Genomic DNA, 16,681 nt, shown 5'->3' on the forward strand with positions numbered 1-16,681 from the left:
CCGCTCGCCCTGGCCCGCCACCGTGCGCCCTCAGCCCTCCTTCAGAACCTGTTCCCTTCCCGTAGAACCTGTTCTATCTTGACGGCCCGTCAGGTACGAAGAGGCGGAAGTGGCGACGGGATACGGGATACGTCGGTCGGCCGGTGCACGGGAGGACAGGCAGTGGACTTCACCTTCACCGAGGAACAGCAGGCCGTGGTCGAAGCGGCGAAGGCGCTCTTCGCCGACGTCGCGCCGGACGGGGTGCCGAGCCCCGCGCTCACACCCGGCGCCGTCGCCGAGGACTTCGACCGCGCCCTCTGGTCACGGCTGGCCGACGCCGACCTGCTGGGCGTCCTGATCGACACCGAGCACGGCGGCGTGGGGCTGGACCCCATCGCGCTGTGCCTGGTGCTGCGCGAGGCCGCGAGGGTCCTCGCCCGGGTCCCGCTCCTGGAGAGCAGCGCCGCCGCGAGCGCCGTACAGGCGTACGGAAGCGACGAGTTGAAGCGGCGGATCCTCCCCGCAGCCGCCCGGGGTGAGCTGGTCCTGACCGCCGCCGCCCACGGCCGCACCGGCCACGACCCGGCCGAACTGGCCGTCACCGCGCAGCGCGACGGCGACAGCTGGACCCTGGACGGACTGCAGACGAGCGTGCCGTGGGCGGACCATGCCGACCTCGTCGTCGTACCCGCCCACACATCCGAAGGCCACCCGGTCCTCGCGCTCGTCCCCCGCGACCAGGAGGGCCTCACCCGCGCCGAACAGTTCTCCACCAGCGGCGAACGCCTGGGCGAACTCCACCTGGACGGCGTGCGCGTCGCCGCCTCCGACGTCATCGAGGCCGACGGCGCCTGGGACAAGCTGCGCGATCTGCTCACCACCGGGACGTGCGCACTGGCACTCGGCCTCGGCGAGGCCGTCCTGCGGATGACGAGTGAGTACACCGGTAAGCGCGAGCAGTTCGGGCACCCGGTGGCGACGTTCCAGGCCGTGGCCGTGCAGGCCGCCGACCGCTACATCGACCTGCGCGCGATGGAGGTCACCCTCTGGCAGGCCGCCTGGCGCATCAGCTCCGGAGCGGGCGGCGCGCTGCCGACGACGGGCGACGTGGCCGTGGCCAAGATCTGGGCGTCGGACGGCGTACGAAGGGTCGTCCAGACCGCCCAGCACCTGCACGGCGGCTTCGGCGCGGACACCGACTACCCCCTGCACCGCTATCACGCCTGGGCCAAGCAGCTGGAGCTCTCGCTCGGCCCGGCAGCCGCCCACGAGGAGGCGCTGGGCGACCTGCTGGCCGCCCACCCACTCGCCTGACCGGACGAGCGAGCAACCGGCTGTCAGACGACGGCGCCCGGCTGTCCCTTGTCGTCGACCACGGGGCGCCCCGCGGCCTCCCAGGCCTCCATGCCACCGGCGACGTTCACCGCGTCGATGCCCTGCTGCGCGAGGTACATGGTGACCTGGGCGGAGCGTCCGCCGGACCGGCAGATCACGTTGACCCGGCCGTCCTGCGGGGCGGCCTCGGTCAACTCGCCGTACCGGGAGACGAACTCACTCATCGGGATGTGCAGCGCGTCCGCGGCGTGACCGGCCTGCCATTCCTCGTCCTCGCGGACGTCCAGCAGAAAGTCGCCGCTCGAAAGGTCGTCGATGCCGACCGTGGGCACCTGAGATCCGAAAGCCATGCCCCCGACGCTACCCGACCCCCGACAACGCCAAGCCCCCAGCCGCCCGCGCTACACCGTGCACCGCCCGCGCCAAACTCCCAGCGTCCCGCGCTACGCCACCAGCCGCCCGCGCCAAGCCCCCAGCGTCCGGCGTTACCCGTGCGCCATCCGCGCCAAGCCGTCGCCGTCCCCCGGACGCCGCCAGCCGCCCGCGCCAAGCCCCCAGCGTCCCGCGCTACACCGTGCGCCGCCCGCACCAAGCCGCCGGCCTCCGCGCTGCGCCCTCAGCCGCCTGCACTACACCGTCAGCCGCCCGCGGCTAACCGTGCGCCGCCCGCGCTACGCCGTGAGCCGTTGCAGCTCCGCCTCGCGCTCGGCGACCTGGGCGAGCAGCTGCTCGGCGATCTCGTCGAGCAGCGTGTCCGGGTCGTCGGGCGCCAGCCGCAGCATCCCGCCGATCGCGCTCTCCTCCAGCTCCTTGGCGAGGACCGAGAGGAGTTCCTTGCGCTGGGAGAGCCACTCCAGGCGCGCGTACAGCTCCTCGCTGCGGGTGAGCCGCTCCTCCTCCGGCACCGGGCCCGCGGCCCACTCCTCGGTGAGCTCCCGCAGGACCGCCTCGTCGCCACGGGCGTAGGCGGCGTTGACGCGCGTGATGAACTCCTCGCGCCGCTGCCGCTCGCCCTCCTCCTGCGCCAGGTCCGGGTGTGCCTTGCGGACGAGGTCGCGGTAGAGCTTGCGGGCCTCCTCGCCGGGCCGCACCCGCTGCGGCGGCCGGACCGACTGGTCGGTGAGCATCGCGGCGGCCTCGGGGTAGAGCCCCTCGCCGTCCATCCAGCCGTGGAACAGTTCCTCGACGCCCGGCATCGGCATCACCCGTGCCCGCGCCTCGTCCGCCTTGCGCCGGTCCTCGGGGTCGCCGGTGCGGGCCGCGGTGGCCTCGGCGATCTGCGCGTCGAGCTCGTCCAGACGCGCGTACATCGGGCCGAGCTTCTGGTGGTGCAGGCGGGAGAAGTTCTCGACCTCCACGCGGAAGGTCTCCAACGCGATCTCGTACTCGATCAGCGCCTGCTCGGCCGCGCGGACAGCTCTCTCGAGCCGCTCCTCGGGACGTTCCTCCCGCCGCTCCTCCTGCCGCTCCTCCGGGGTCTCCGCGGCCCGCTCGGCGGACCGCTCCCTGAGGCGTGCCTTCAGCTGGTCCTTGAGCCGCCCTTCGGTGCCCGCCTGCCGGGTCTCCGCTTCGGGAGTCTCAGGCGTCTCGGGCTGCGTCGGCTCGGCTTCCGGGGTCGTCACCCGACCAGCCTAGGCCACGCGGGCGCCCCGCCCCGGAAACCCGCACCGGCCCCGGCACACGCCCGCCCCCGCCCGGCCGCCGCACGCCCCCCGGGTCTCCCCCTCACACACCGGCCTCCGCCGCCACCCGACCCTCCTTGACCGCACCCACCAGCAGCGCGTGATCCGCCTCGGTCCGGTCCGCGTACGCCGTGGCGAACCGGGCCATCGCGTCGTCCAGCTGGTCGTTCTTGCCGCAGTACCCCGCTATGAGGCGCGGGTCCGCGCTGTGCGCGTGCGCGCGGGCCAGCAGGGCACCGGTCATGCGGCCGTAGTCGTCCAGCTGGTCGGCGGCCAGCGCCGCCGGGTCGACGCTGCCCTTGCGGTTCCTGAACTGGCGTACCTGGAAAGGCCGTCCGCCCACCGTCGTCCACCCGAGCAAGAAGTCGCTGACCACCTGCATCCGCTTCTGGCCGAGCACCACCCGGTGCCCCTCGTGCGCCGTCTCCGGCGCCTTGAACCCGGCCACCGGCAGATGCGGCAGCAGCGCGGAGGGCCGCGCCTCCTTGACCTGGAGCACCAGCGGCTCGCCCCGGTGGTCGAGCAGCAGCACCACGTACGACCGCAGTCCCACGCTGCCCGTGCCGACGACGCGGAACGCCACGTCCTGGATCGTGTACCGCGCGAGCAGCGGCAGCCGGTCCTCGGTCAGCGTCTCCAGATACTCCCCGAGCGCACCGGCCACCGCGGCGGCCTCCCCGTCCGGCACCCGGCGCAGCACGGGCGGGGAGTCGACGAAGCGTCGCCCCACGGCGCCGGCCGCCCCACCCTCGTCACCGTCCCCCTCGACGCGCTCGGTCGACTTCGCGGCGAACCGGGCGCTCGTGTTCTTCCTCGCCTTCTCGGAGACCTGCTCCAGGGTGCCGAGGAGGTCCCGCGCGTCCGCGTGCGAGACCAACTCCTCGTCCGCGATGGCGTTCCACGCGTCGAGGACCGGGAGCTTCGCGAGCAGCCGCATGGTGCGGCGGTAGGCCCCCACGGCGTCCCGCGCGGCCTCCTGGCAGGCGTCCTCGGCCGCGCCCGCCTCGCGCCCCGCGAGCACCAGGGACGCGGCGAGCCGCTTGAGGTCCCACTCCCAGGGGCCGTGCACCGTCTCGTCGAAGTCGTTCAGGTCGATGACGAGACCACCGCGCGCGTCCCCGTACAACCCGAAGTTCGCCGCGTGCGCGTCCCCGCAGATCTGTGCGCCGATGCCCGTCATCGGGGTGCGCGCGAGGTCGTACCCCATCAGGCCCGCGGAGCCCCGCAGGAACGCGAAGGGGGAGGCGGCCATCCTGCCGACGCGGATCGGCGCGAGCTCCGGGAGCCGGCTGCGATTGGACTCCCGCACCGCGGCCACCGGGTCGGGACGCCCGCCGTCCACCACGAACTCCGCGTGCGAGGTCCGCGGCACCCGCTCCCGCAGCGCCTTGCCCTCTTTCTTCGGCGACCCCTGCACGGGCCACTCGGCGAACCCCGCCACCCGCGGCACCCGCTCGCCCCGCTGCCCGGGAATCCTCCCGTCGCGCCTCACCATGATCATCGCCCCCGCCGACCGCCGGCCAACCCCGAATCCGGCTCGACCGTACCGCCGCACGCCGACCGGCGTCAGAGCCTGTGGATAACCTCGGTGACATACATCACGGCGCCGAGCGTGCACGACGAGCGGGCACAAAAAGAAGCGGCCCCCTTCCGGACTTTCGTCCGGAGGAGGACCGCTTCCTCATGGTGCGCGAGGGGGGAGTTGAACCCCCACGCCCTTTCGGGCACTGGAACCTGAATCCAGCGCGTCTGCCTATTCCGCCACCCGCGCATTGGGTGTTGTCCTTGGGTCCCGCCTTGGGGGGCGAGCGCCTGCCGACATCCAGAAGATTAGCACGCTGCAGACGGTGGATTCACATCCGTTCGGCGGGGGCACCTGGCCAAGTGCGGGTCCCGACCGGGCTTCGCCCCGCCCGGCCCGGCGCCCGACGCGAACCCGTCCCGCCCGAACCCGTGGCCCCGTGCCATCCGACACCGCGGCCCCGTGCCGCCCGACATCGTGACCCCGTCCCGGCCGAGCTCGGCGAGGTCCACAGCCAGGTGCGGGACACTGGCTTTGGGCCCCCTCTACGATCCCTCGTAAAGGGAGACTCGAACCGGAGCCCCGAGCCACTGCCCGTACGGGGTGCCGGGGCAACGAATCAGGGCTTCCTCAGGGGTCCTGGGAGGATCCTCTGGACCCTGGTGCGGGCATGTCTTGTGAGAGGCGACACTCGTCGACCGGGCGGACAGGGGGAACCAGCCGATTTCCCGGCGCGTGGATACGATCAGTAAGCAGTACCAGGATGACTACGACGGAGGAGGTGCCCCATGGGAGTCCTGAAGAAGTTCGAGCAACGTCTCGAAGGTCTGGTCAACGGCACCTTCGCCAAGGTCTTCAAGTCCGAGGTCCAGCCCGTCGAGATCGCCGGCGCCCTCCAGCGCGAGTGCGACAACAACGCGACGATCTGGAACCGCGAGCGGACGGTCGTCCCCAACGACTTCATCGTGGAGCTCAGCGCCCCCGACTTCGACCGGCTGAGTCCGTACTCGGGCCAGCTCGGCGACGAGCTCTCCGGCATGGTGCGTGACTACGCGAAGCAGCAGCGCTACAGCTTCATGGGTCCCATCAAGGTCCACCTGGAGAAGGCCGAGGACCTCGACACCGGGCTGTACCGGGTGCGCAGCCGCACGCTTGCCTCCAGCAGCTCCCAGGCGCCCGAGCGCGCCCCCGCGGGCCCCGGCGGCCCTGCCGCGGCTCCCGGCCGCGGTGCGGGCGGCGCAGGCGCCGCGGGCGGGGGCTACGGATATCCCCAGCCGCCGTCCGGGACCCCCGGCGGCCCGCCTCCCATGCCCGCCGCGCCGCCGCCCGGCGCGGGCCGTCCCGGCGGGCAGTCCCCGGCACCGAGCAGGCCCCAGGGCCCCGGCGCCGGTCCACTACCGGGCGCCCAGGTGCGGCGCTGGATCGAGATCAACGGCAATCGCCATCAGATCTCCCGCCCGACGCTGGTGCTGGGTCGCAGCACCGACGCCGATGTGCGGATCGACGACCCCGGCGTATCGCGTCGGCACTGTGAGATCCGGACCGGAACGCCCTCGACGATCCAGGATCTCGGGTCCACCAACGGCATCGTGGTGGACGGGCAGCACACCACCCGCGCTACGCTCCGCGACGGCTCGCGGATCGTCGTGGGTCAAACCACCATCGTTTACCGGCAAGCCGAAGGGTGAAGCGGGGGCAATGTCAGAGCTGACCCTGACGGTCATGCGGCTAGGTTTTCTAGCCGTCCTGTGGCTGTTCGTGATCGTGGCCGTCCAGGTCATCCGCAGCGACCTGTTCGGAACGCGCGTCACACAGCGCGGTTCGCGCCGCGAGCGTCCCCAGCAGGCCGCCCGCCAGCAGCAGGCCGCCGCGCCTCCACCGCAGCGGCAGCAGGGCGGCGGCGGCCGGCAGCGGCGCGGCGCCCCCAGCAAGCTGGTCGTCTCCGAGGGCATCCTCGCCGGGACGACCGTCGCGCTGCAGGGCCAGACCATCACGCTGGGCCGGGCGCACGACTCCACGATCGTGCTGGACGACGACTACGCCTCCAGCAGGCATGCCAGGATCTACCCGGACCGTGACGGCCAGTGGATCGTCGAGGATCTCGGGTCCACCAACGGCACGTATCTCGACCGGACCCGACTCACCACCCCGACGCCCGTTCCGCTGGGCGCGCCGATCCGCATCGGCAAGACCGTCATCGAGCTGCGGAAGTAGTACTACGTCATGACAGAGCGCGAGCGGAGCGAGCGAGCCGAAACGGCTGTCCAGACACTGGACGCCGGCGCGCTCCCGACCGGAGGGTGGGCACCGTGCGGATGTACCCGGAGCCGACGGGCGAGGTGCGCATGAGTCTGTCTTTGCGCTTCGCCGCCGGATCGCACAAAGGCATGATCCGGGAGGGGAACGAGGACTCCGGTTACGCCGGCCCACGCCTCCTCGCGATCGCCGACGGCATGGGTGGCCAGGCCGCCGGCGAGGTGGCGAGCTCCGAGGTCATCTCGACGCTCGTCACGCTCGACGACGACGTCCCGGGCTCGGACATCCTGACGTCGCTGGGCACCGCCGTGCAGCGGGCCAACGACCAGCTGCGCGTGATGGTCGAGGAGGACCCCCAGCTCGAGGGCATGGGGACGACCCTGACCGCCCTCCTGTGGACGGGCCAGCGCCTCGGTCTCGTCCACGTCGGCGACTCGCGCGCGTACCTCCTGCGGGACGGCGTGCTCACGCAGATCACCCAGGACCACACCTGGGTGCAGCGCCTCGTCGACGAGGGCCGGATCACCGAGGAAGAGGCCACCACCCACCCGCAGAGGTCGCTCCTCATGCGCGCGCTGGGCAGCGGCGACCACGTGGAGCCGGATCTGTCGATCCGCGAGGTCCGCGCCGGCGACCGCTACCTGATCTGCTCGGACGGCCTCTCCGGAGTCGTCTCGCACCAGACCATGGAGGACACCCTCGCCTCCTACCAGGGCCCCCAGGAGACCGTGCAGGAGCTGATCCAGCTCGCGCTGCGCGGCGGAGGCCCCGACAACATCACCGTGATCGTCGCCGACGTCCTGGACATCGACAGCGGCGACACCCTCGCGGGACAGCTGTCCGACACCCCCGTGGTGGTCGGCGCGGTCGCCGAGAACCAGCTCCAGTCGCAGGACGACGGCGCCATGCAGACGCCCGCGGGGCGCGCCTCCGGGCTCGGCAGGCCGGTCCCGCCGCAGCCCTCGGGCGGCGGCGGCTTCGGCCCGCCCGGCAGCGGCGACACCACGGGGTACGTGCCCGAGGGCAGCTTCGGGTCCTACGACGACGATGACTTCGTCAAGCCCGGCGGCGGCCGCAAGTGGCTCAAGAGATCCCTCTACGGGGCGCTCGCCCTCGCCGTCATCGCCGGTGGCCTCTACGGCGGTTACCGCTGGACGCAGACCCAGTACTACGTGGGCACGAAGGACGAGCACATCGCCCTGTACCGGGGCATCGACCAGGATCTGGCCTGGGTCAGTCTGTCGAAGGTCGAGAAGGACCACCCCGAGATCGAACTCAAGTACCTGCCGCCGTACCAGCGCAAGCAGGTCGAGGGGACGATCCCCGAGGACAACCTCGACGACGCCAAGGGCAAGGTCGACGAGTTGGGCCTGCAGGCCTCCGCGTGCAAGAAGGAAGCCGAGCGCCGCGAGGTCGAGCGCGAGAACAACGCCAAGCCCGGCGAGGGCGAAGCCGGTGGCACCGAGGGCCGGCGCAAGCCGACGGGCCCTGACTCCACGACCGCCCCGCCCGTCGGGGACGACAAGAACGACAAGAACAGCTCGACCGACAAGAACAAGTCCAAGACCGCACCGACTCCCACACCCGGCCCCAGCCTCTCCGACGATGAGCAGAAGCTGGTCCCGCTGTGCGGTAAGCAGTAAGCAGCCGTTGGGGGCCTTTGCACGCCATGAGCAGTACTACACACACGTCGACGATCGGCGCGATCGGTGCGCCGAGCCGGCGCAACACCGAGCTCGCGCTGCTTGTGTTCGCAGTCGTCATTCCGCTGTTCGCCTACATGAACGTGGGCCTGGCCATCGACGGCAAGGTGCCGTCCGGCATGCTCGGCTACGGCGCGGGCCTCGGCCTGCTCGCCGCGGTGGGCCACCTCGTCGTCCGCAAGTTCGCGGCCTACGCCGACCCGCTGCTGCTGCCGCTCGCCACCCTGCTGAACGGCCTGGGTCTGGTGCTGATCTGGCGGCTCGACCAGTCCGAGCGCCTGCAGCAGCTGCCGAACTTCAGCCCCGCGGCGCCGAACCAGCTGAAGTACTCCGCGATCGGCATCGCCCTGTTCGTGGGGGTGCTGCTGCTGCTCAAGGACCACCGCGTCCTGCAGCGCTACACGTACATCTCCATGGTCGGCGCGCTGGTCCTGCTGCTCCTGCCGCTCGTGCCGGGTCTCGGCATGAACGTCTTCGGCGCCAAGATCTGGATCCACATCGGTGGCTTCTCCATCCAGCCCGGTGAGTTCGCGAAGATCGTCATCGCGGTCTTCTTCGCCGGCTACCTGATGGTGAAGCGCGACGCCCTCGCCCTGGCCAGCCGTCGCTTCATGGGCCTGTACCTGCCGCGCGGCCGCGACCTCGGGCCGATCATCGTCGTCTGGGCGATGTCGATCCTCATCCTGGTCTTCGAGACCGACCTCGGTACGTCGCTGCTGTTCTTCGGCATGTTCGTCGTCATGCTGTACGTCGCCACGGAGCGCACCAGCTGGATCGTCTTCGGTCTGCTGATGTCCGCCGTCGGCGCCGTCGCCGTGGCGAGCTTCGAGCCGCACATCCAGACGCGTGTGCAGGCCTGGCTCGACCCGCTGCGCGAGTACAAGCTCAGCCAGGCCGGTGTCCAGGACGGTGTCCTCCACTCCGAGCAGGCGATGCAGGCCCTGTGGGCCTTCGGCTCCGGCGGCACCCTCGGTTCCGGTCTCGGCCAGGGCCACTCGGACCTGATCAAGTTCGCCGCCAACTCCGACTTCATCCTCGCCACCTTCGGCGAGGAGCTCGGGCTCGCCGGCATCATGGCGATCCTGCTCATCTACGGGCTGATCGTCGAGCGCGGCGTCCGCACGGCGCTCGCCGCCCGCGACCCGTTCGGCAAGCTCCTCGCGATCGGCCTCTCCGGAGCCTTCGCCATCCAGGTCTTCGTCGTCGCAGGCGGCGTCATGGGCCTGATCCCGCTGACCGGTATGACCATGCCCTTCCTGGCGTACGGCGGTTCCTCCGTCATCGCCAACTGGGCCCTGATCGGCATCCTGCTCAGGATCAGCGACACCGCGCGCCGCCCGGCCCCGTCCCCCGCCCCGAACCCCGACGCCGAGATGACCCAGGTGGTCCGACCGTGAACAAGCCCCTGCGCCGGATCGCGATCTTCTGCGGGCTGCTCATCCTCGCCCTGCTCGCCCGGGACAACTGGCTCCAGTACGTCCAGGCGGATTCGCTCGCCAAGCACGAGAAGAACCGCCGCGTCACCATCGAGCGCTACTCCCAGCCGCGCGGCGACATCATCGTCGACGGCAAGCCGATCACCGGCTCCAAGGCGACCCCGGGCAACGACCTCAAGTACAAGCGCACCTGGAAGGACGGGCCCATGTGGGCCCCCGTCACCGGCTACTCCTCGCAGCGCATGGGCGCCACCCAGCTGGAGAGCATCGACGACGGCATCCTCACCGGCAACGACGACCGGCTCTTCTTCCGCCGCACCCTGGACATGCTGACCGGCGAGAAGAAGGAGGGCGGCAATGTCGTCACCACCCTCAACTCCGCCGCGCAGAAGGCCGCGTACGAAGGCCTGAAGGGCCGCGGCAAGGGTGCCGTCGCCGCGCTCGACCCGTCCACGGGCGCGATCCTGGCGCTCGCCTCCACGCCGTCGTACGACCCCGGTGACTTCGCGGGCAACACCAACGCGGAGGCCGAGAAGTACCTCAGCCTGGAAAAGGACAAGGACAGGCCGATGGTCAACCGCGCGCTGCGCGAGACCTATCCGCCCGGCTCCACCTTCAAGGTGGTCACGGCGGCGGCCGCCATGGAGCACAACCTCTACGACGGCATCGACAGCAAGACGGACTCGCCGGACCCCTGGACGATGCCGAACACCACGCAGCCGCTGCCGAACGAGGGGCACATCCCCTGCAAGAACGCCACCCTGCGTGAGGCGCTGCGCTGGTCCTGCAACACCGTCTTCGGCAAGATCGGCTCCGATCTCGGCAAGGACAAGATGCTGGAGACGGCGAAGAAGTTCGGCTTCAACGAGCAGCAGTTCGTGCCGGTCCGCTCCAACGCCTCCAACTTCCCCGAGGACATGGACAAGCCGCAGACCGCGCTGTCCTCCATCGGCCAGTTCGAGACGGCCGCGACGCCGCTGCAGATGGCCATGGTCGCCTCCGCGGTCGCCAACGACGGCACGCTCATGGAGCCGTACATGGTCAGCGAGCTGCAGGCGCGCAACCTGGACACCATCGAGAAGCACTCGCCCAAGGAGATGAGCGAGCCGCTCTCGAAGGAGAACGCGCAGAAGCTCCAGGAAATGATGGAGACGGTGGTCGAGAAGGGCACCGGAACCATGGCGAAGATCCCGGGCGTCACCGTGGGTGGAAAGACGGGTACGGCGCAGCACGGCGTGGCGAACAGCAAGAACCCCTACGCCTGGTTCATCTCGTACGCGAAGACGGACTCCGGGTCCCCGGTCGCCGTCGCCGTGGTCGTCGAGGACAGCGACGCCAGCCGCCAGGACATCTCCGGTGGCGGTCTCGCCGCGCCGATCGCCAAGGACGTGATGAAGGCAGTCATCGACAGCAAGAAGTGACCCCCGTCACGGCCCCTCCACATCGGTGCACGTTGCGGTACCGGTCCGGTATCGGGTGACGGCCGCGGCCGGGTCACGCAAGTGGAGCCGGGTACCGTATGCCCGGACAGCACACCGCCGGACCACACAACGGTGCGGTCGGGACCGACGGAGAGGGCTGGATTAGCTATGGAAGAGCCGCGTCGCCTCGGCGGCCGGTACGAGCTGGGCCAGGTGCTCGGCCGTGGTGGCATGGCCGAGGTGTACCTCGCGCACGACACCCGGCTCGGCCGCACCGTGGCGGTGAAGACGCTGCGGGTGGACCTCGCTCGTGACCCGTCCTTCCAGGCCCGGTTCCGCCGGGAGGCCCAGTCGGCCGCCTCGCTCAACCACCCGGCGATCGTCGCGGTCTACGACACCGGCGAGGACTACGTCGACGGGGTCTCCATCCCGTACATCGTGATGGAGTACGTCGACGGCTCCACGCTGCGCGAGCTTCTTCACTCCGGTCGCAAGCTGCTGCCCGAGCGGGCCATGGAGATGACGATCGGCATCCTCCAGGCCCTGGAGTACTCGCACCGCAACGGCATCGTGCATCGCGACATCAAGCCCGCGAACGTCATGCTGACGCGCAACGGCCAGGTCAAGGTGATGGACTTCGGCATCGCCCGCGCCATGGGCGACTCCGGCATGACGATGACGCAGACCGCCGCGGTGATCGGCACGGCGCAGTACCTCTCGCCCGAGCAGGCCAAGGGCGAGCAGGTCGACGCCCGCTCCGACCTCTACTCCACCGGCTGTCTCCTCTACGAGCTGCTCACCGTCCGGCCGCCCTTCGTGGGCGACTCCCCGGTCGCGGTGGCCTATCAGCACGTACGTGAGGAACCGCAGGCCCCGAGCGTCTTCGACGGCGAGATCACGCCGGAGATGGACGCCATCGTCCTGAAGGCCCTCACCAAGGACCCGGACTACCGCTACCAGTCGGCCGACGACATGCGCGCCGACATCGAGGCCTGTCTGGACGGCCAGCCGGTCGCCGCGACCGCCGCCATGGGCGCGGTGGGCTACGGCGGGGCCGACGGTTACGGCAACGACCAGCAGACCGCGATGCTGCGCCCGCAGCACGGCCAGGGCCAGACGTCGATGATGCCGCCGGTCACCCCGGACGACGGGAGTTACGACGACGGCCGGGGACGCCGCAAGAAGAGCAACACCTCGACGTGGCTGCTCGTCCTCGCCGGCGTCCTGGTCCTGGTGGGGGCGATCCTCATCGGGAAGTGGGCGTTCACCGGGGACGGCGGGGACGACGCCACCAAGGCTCCGGACTTCGTGGGCGAGTCCTACAAGGAGGCCCAGGAGTCGGCGGAGAACGTCGGCCTCAAGCTGGAGATCGGCAAGCGCGAGCCGTGCGAGAAGTACCCCAAGGGTCAGATCTGCGATCAGGACCCGGGGGCGGACGCGGAGGTCAAGAAGGGCGACACCGTCACGGTGACGGTGTCGACCGGCGCGCCCAAGGTCGCGGTGCCGAACGTCATTTCCCTGGACGAGGAAACCGCCACGAAGAAGCTCAAGAGCGACAAGTACCAGTTCGACGTCACCACCAAGCCCCGCGAGTCCACCGAGGACCCGGGCACGGTCCTGGAGCAGGACCCGACCTCCGGCACCGAGGTCCAGAAGGGCAGCAAGGTCACGCTGATCGTGGCCAAGGAGAAGGCGCAGTCCACGGTTCCCAGCGTGGCGGGCAAGACCTGGGAAGAGGCCAAGAAGCAGATCGAGGCCAACGACCTGGTGGCGCAGCGCGAGGACGTCGCCAGCGAGGAGGTCGAGGCGGGCAAGGTCATCCAGACCACGCCGTCCGCGGGCTCGTCGGCCGACCCCGGTTCCACGGTGACCGTCCAGGTCGCCAAGGAGGCCGAGGAGACCACGGTTCCGCCCCTCACCGGCCAGAAGCTGAAGGACGCCCGCAAGGCCATCGAGGACGCGGGTCTGAGCGTCGGCACCATCGTCGGCCCGCAGGACGACAACGCCCTGGTGGTCCTGTCGCAGCCCAACGCGGGTGAGAAGGCCAAGCCCGGTACCGCGGTCAACCTGACCACCGCGGGCGGCAACGGCAACGGCGGCAACGGTGGCAACGGCGGCAACGGTGGCGGCGACAACGGCGGCGGCGACGGCTTCGTCGCGGGCATGGGCGGCTGGGGCCGTCACGGCGACTGACTGAGGCCCGTCGACACCACCTCGTGCGACAGGGAGAAGCCCCGGTACCGCTCAGCGGTGCCGGGGCTTCCTGCCGTCGTGCGGGTCTCTCTCGGGCGGGCTACTTCAGCTCCGCCGGCGGCGTCCGCTTGGCGTCGACCTTCTCGGTGCGCTCCAACTCGCCCCAGACCACGTAGCGGTAGCGCGAGGTGTAGACCGGCGTGCAGGTGGTGAGCGTGATGTAGCGGCCCGGCTTCTTGACGCCCGACTCCTTCGGGACGTCGTCCAGGACCTTCACGTTGAACTTCGAGGTCTCGGGCAGCGTCGCGTACACCTTGTACACGTACCAGGTGTCCCGTGACTCGAAGACGATCGCGTCGCCCTTGTCGATCTTGTCGATCTTGTGGAACTTCGCGCCGTGGCCGTCGCGGTGCGCGGCCAGCGCGAAGTTGCCCTTCTTGTCCTCGGGCAGCGCGGACTTGACCGGGTCCTTGTAGTAGCCGGCGACGCCGTCGTTGAGGACCTTGCTGCTGGTGCCGCCCTTGACGAGCACCTCGCCGTTGCCCATCGCGGGCACGTGCAGGAAGCCGATGCCGTCCTTGGTGTCGATCTTTCCGGGGCCGCTCGCCCAGTGGTCGCGCACCCGGTCGCCCTGCTTGTGCGCCTCGCGGTCCGCCACGACGTTCGTCCACCACAGCGAGTAGACGACGAAGAGACCGAGTACGAGCCCTGCCGTGATGAGGAGTTCGCCGAAGACGCTGACCGCGGTGGCGATGCGGCCGCGGCCCCGGCCGCGTGGTGCGGGGGACGGTGCGGGCGCCTCGGCCTGCTTCTCGTCGTCGTCGGTCGTGGCTGCCACTCGATCTGCCCCGTTCTCACCGTTCTAGTTCACGAGCGCGCTGGGCTTACCCTTGCTGCGCGGCCGTTCCTCGACCATCTTGCCCCAGACGATCATTCGATACTTACTCGTGAATTCCGGGGTACAGGTGGTCAGTGTGATGTACCGGCCCGGTTTGGTGAACCCCGAACCCGGCGGGACGGGCCCGATCACGCTCGTGTTGCCGGGGGACGTCTGCGGCAGGATGCTCGCCATCTTGTAGACGAAGTACTTGTCCTGCGTCTCCACCACGATCGGGTCGCCCGGCTTCAGGTGGTTGATGTAGCGGAACGGTTCACCATGGGTGTTGCGGTGCCCCGCGACCGCGAAGTTGCCCTGCTTCGCGTCGGGCATCGGCGTCTTGGTGCGGCCCTCGCTGTAGTGGCCGACCATGCCCCGGTCGAGCACCTGGTGTTTGTCGATGCCCTCGGCGACCGGCACGACGACGTCCAGGCGCGGGATGTGCAGCAGCGCGAACCCCTGCCCCGGCTCGAAGGCCCCCGGCTTGCCCTTGCCCTTGGCCCAGCTCTCCTGGAGATCGTGGGCGGCGCCGTCCGCCTGCTGGTGGGCCCGGATGTTGGTCCACCACAGCTGGTACGTGACGAACAGCAGCATCAGGACGCCGACGGTGATGAAGACTTCGCCGAGCCCCCGGCTGATCACGGCACCCGGCGACGGCCTGCGGGCGCGCTCCGCGCGGCGGGCCTCAAGACGGGAGAGCGGTGCGGCGCCCGGCCCGGTCCGGGGGGTGTCGGCGCGGTCGGCGGTCGCGCGCGTTCCGCCCTTCTTCGCGGCCTTGCGGCGGGCCGCTCGGCCGCCCTCTGCGGGGAGGTCGGTCCCGGTCTCCTGCGCGGCTATTCGACGGGTGTCCGCCGTGCGCAGTCCCACCGTCTCGTCGTCGCGCGCCGGTTGCACCGGCTGAGCCGGTTGCGTCGGCTGTGCGGGCTGCACCTGCTGGGCGGGCTGCGCCGGCTCGGGAGCGTAGGCGCCGTACAGCTGCTCGTACGTGGGTTCCTGCGGGGGCCCGGACCCGGGCTCGGGGGCCGTCGGCCGCTGCGCCCCGTACCAGTCCCGGGCGAACCCCTCGGGGTCGTACCACTCCTGCTCGGGCGACTCGGCAGGCTGCTGCGGATGCTGCGACTGCTGCTGTTCCGGCTCGGCCGCGGGACCGCTGCGGAACCACGGGGAGGGGTGCTGGCCTGGCGAGGGGTGCTGGCCCGGGGCGGGGCGCTGGCCCGGCGCGGTGCGTTGGCCCGGCAACGGGTCCGTCAGCGGGTCGTCCAGATCGTCGACCGCCGCCTCGAACGCGCCCTCGTCCCCGTACGCGCCCTCGTCCCCGTACGCACCCTCGTCCCCGTACGCGCCTTCGTCCCCGTACGCGCCGTTCGCGTCGTACGGGGCTCCGGAGGGGTCGCGCTCGGGGCGCAGGTCGGTCACGCCGTGGCCCGGCCCACCACCGGGGCCAGCCCACTCGATCGCCCGACGGCCCCCGTGTCGCCGCACTCCACCAGCCAGTTGGCGAGCATCAGATGGCCGTGCTCGGTCAGCACCGACTCGGGGTGGAACTGCACGCCCTCGACCGGCAGTTCACGGTGGCGCAGGCCCATGATGATGCCGTCCTCCGTGCGCGCGGTGACCTCCAGGTCGGCCGGGACGGTGGCCGGCTCGGCGGCCAGCGAGTGGTAGCGCGTCGCGGTGAACGGCGACGGCAGCCCCGCGAAGACTCCCTTGCCCTCGTGGCGGACGAGCGAGGTCTTGCCGTGCAGCAGCTCGGGGGCACGGTCCACCACACCGCCGTACGCCACCGCCATGGACTGCATGCCGAGGCAGACGCCGAAGACGGGCACGCCGGTGGCGGCGCAGTGCCGCACCATCTCCACGCAGACGCCCGCCTGTTCCGGGGTGCCGGGGCCCGGCGAGAGCAGCACGCCGTCGAAGCCGTCCTGCGCGTGCCGGAGCTCGACCTCGTCGTTGCGCACGACCTCGCACTCGGCGCCCAGCTGGTACAGGTACTGGACGAGGTTGAAGACGAAGCTGTCGTAGTTGTCCACGACGAGGACACGGCTGCGGCGCGCGCCGCTCGGAGTACTCACTGTCCGTCCACGGTGACGTCGTTGAAGGGGAGCAGCGGCTCCGCCCACGGGAAGACGTACTGGAACAGCACATAGACGACCGCGAGGACGAGCACCAGCGAAATCAGTGCCCTGATCCATGTGTTTCCCGGCAGATGCCGCCAGATCCAGCCGTACATGCCGTCCCTTCCGTCGCGTACGGCATGGCCTCCCTCGCCGTACG

At 70.7% G+C, this 16,681-nt stretch carries 14 protein-coding genes and 1 tRNA gene; 7 read left to right on the forward strand and 8 right to left on the reverse strand.

Annotated elements, in window-relative coordinates; genetic code table 11:
• Positions 1 to 162 precede the first annotated feature (162 nt).
• Entirely contained in the window at positions 163 to 1,296 is a 1,134-nt protein-coding gene (locus ACZ6CV_RS11745) for an acyl-CoA dehydrogenase family protein (RefSeq protein WP_469250661.1), read from the forward strand.
• 23 nt (positions 1,297 to 1,319) lie between these two features.
• On the opposite strand, the gene ACZ6CV_RS11750 is transcribed toward ACZ6CV_RS11745, so the two are convergent.
• From ACZ6CV_RS11750 to ACZ6CV_RS11765, 4 genes are all read right to left on the reverse strand, one after another.
• The gene (locus ACZ6CV_RS11750; protein ID WP_362376480.1) at positions 1,320 to 1,667 is read right to left on the reverse strand and encodes a rhodanese-like domain-containing protein; all 348 of its coding nucleotides are present in this window, start codon (positions 1,665 to 1,667) and stop codon (positions 1,320 to 1,322) included.
• Between the two features lie 321 nt (positions 1,668 to 1,988).
• Positions 1,989 to 2,939 (reverse strand): hypothetical protein, encoded by a 951-nt coding sequence (locus tag ACZ6CV_RS11755; protein WP_469250662.1) that lies wholly within the window; start codon positions 2,937 to 2,939, stop codon positions 1,989 to 1,991.
• Between the two features lie 103 nt (positions 2,940 to 3,042).
• Entirely contained in the window at positions 3,043 to 4,500 is a 1,458-nt protein-coding gene (locus ACZ6CV_RS11760; RefSeq protein WP_469250663.1) for a DUF2252 domain-containing protein, read from the reverse strand.
• Positions 4,501 to 4,683: 183 nt separating this feature from the next.
• Positions 4,684 to 4,770: transfer RNA gene (locus tag ACZ6CV_RS11765), tRNA-Leu, on the reverse strand.
• A 539-nt stretch (positions 4,771 to 5,309) separates the two neighbouring features.
• On the opposite strand from ACZ6CV_RS11765, the gene ACZ6CV_RS11770 reads away from it, so the two are divergent.
• The 6 genes from ACZ6CV_RS11770 to pknB all read left to right on the forward strand — a co-directional run bounded on the left by ACZ6CV_RS11770 (position 5,310) and on the right by pknB (position 13,530).
• Positions 5,310 to 6,209 carry an FhaA domain-containing protein gene (locus ACZ6CV_RS11770; RefSeq protein ID WP_469250664.1) on the forward strand — a complete coding sequence of 300 codons (900 nt, stop codon included), beginning with the start codon at positions 5,310 to 5,312 and terminating at the stop codon, positions 6,207 to 6,209.
• Between the two features lie 10 nt (positions 6,210 to 6,219).
• Positions 6,220 to 6,735, forward strand: coding sequence for an FHA domain-containing protein FhaB/FipA (locus ACZ6CV_RS11775; protein ID WP_355812284.1), 516 nt, complete (start codon positions 6,220 to 6,222; stop codon positions 6,733 to 6,735).
• A 131-nt stretch (positions 6,736 to 6,866) separates the two neighbouring features.
• Positions 6,867 to 8,420: a Stp1/IreP family PP2C-type Ser/Thr phosphatase gene (locus ACZ6CV_RS11780; RefSeq protein WP_469250665.1), complete on the forward strand. Its 1,554-nt coding sequence runs from the start codon at positions 6,867 to 6,869 to the stop codon at positions 8,418 to 8,420.
• A gap of 26 nt (positions 8,421 to 8,446) precedes the next feature.
• Positions 8,447 to 9,877: an FtsW/RodA/SpoVE family cell cycle protein gene (locus ACZ6CV_RS11785; protein ID WP_362376471.1), complete on the forward strand. Its 1,431-nt coding sequence runs from the start codon at positions 8,447 to 8,449 to the stop codon at positions 9,875 to 9,877.
• Positions 9,874 to 11,337, forward strand: a complete 1,464-nt coding sequence (locus ACZ6CV_RS11790) for a peptidoglycan D,D-transpeptidase FtsI family protein (protein WP_469250666.1) — start codon at positions 9,874 to 9,876, stop codon at positions 11,335 to 11,337. Before ACZ6CV_RS11785 ends, ACZ6CV_RS11790 begins: the two co-directional genes overlap by 4 nt.
• Before the next feature lie 168 nt (positions 11,338 to 11,505).
• Positions 11,506 to 13,530: a Stk1 family PASTA domain-containing Ser/Thr kinase gene (pknB, locus tag ACZ6CV_RS11795; protein WP_469250667.1), complete on the forward strand. Its 2,025-nt coding sequence runs from the start codon at positions 11,506 to 11,508 to the stop codon at positions 13,528 to 13,530.
• A gap of 100 nt (positions 13,531 to 13,630) precedes the next feature.
• Here the strand turns inward: pknB and ACZ6CV_RS11800 are convergent, their stop codons facing one another.
• The 4 genes from ACZ6CV_RS11800 to ACZ6CV_RS11815 are packed head-to-tail and all read right to left on the reverse strand — an operon-like array spanning position 13,631 to position 16,637.
• A complete protein-coding gene (locus ACZ6CV_RS11800; RefSeq protein WP_469250668.1) occupies positions 13,631 to 14,368 on the reverse strand; it encodes a class E sortase in 738 nt (245 codons plus the stop codon).
• 24 nt (positions 14,369 to 14,392) lie between these two features.
• On the reverse strand, positions 14,393 to 15,823 hold the full coding sequence (locus ACZ6CV_RS11805) for a class E sortase (RefSeq protein WP_469250669.1): 1,431 nt from the start codon (positions 15,821 to 15,823) through the stop codon (positions 14,393 to 14,395).
• Positions 15,820 to 16,479, reverse strand: coding sequence for an aminodeoxychorismate/anthranilate synthase component II (locus ACZ6CV_RS11810; protein ID WP_362376459.1), 660 nt, complete (start codon positions 16,477 to 16,479; stop codon positions 15,820 to 15,822). The genes ACZ6CV_RS11805 and ACZ6CV_RS11810 overlap by 4 nt, the downstream gene beginning before the upstream one ends.
• A complete protein-coding gene (locus ACZ6CV_RS11815) occupies positions 16,476 to 16,637 on the reverse strand; it encodes a hypothetical protein (RefSeq protein WP_362376456.1) in 162 nt (53 codons plus the stop codon). The genes ACZ6CV_RS11810 and ACZ6CV_RS11815 overlap by 4 nt, the downstream gene beginning before the upstream one ends.
• Between the last annotated feature and the right edge of the window lie 44 nt (positions 16,638 to 16,681).

This window comes from Streptomyces sp. NPDC041713 (assembly GCF_055591085.1).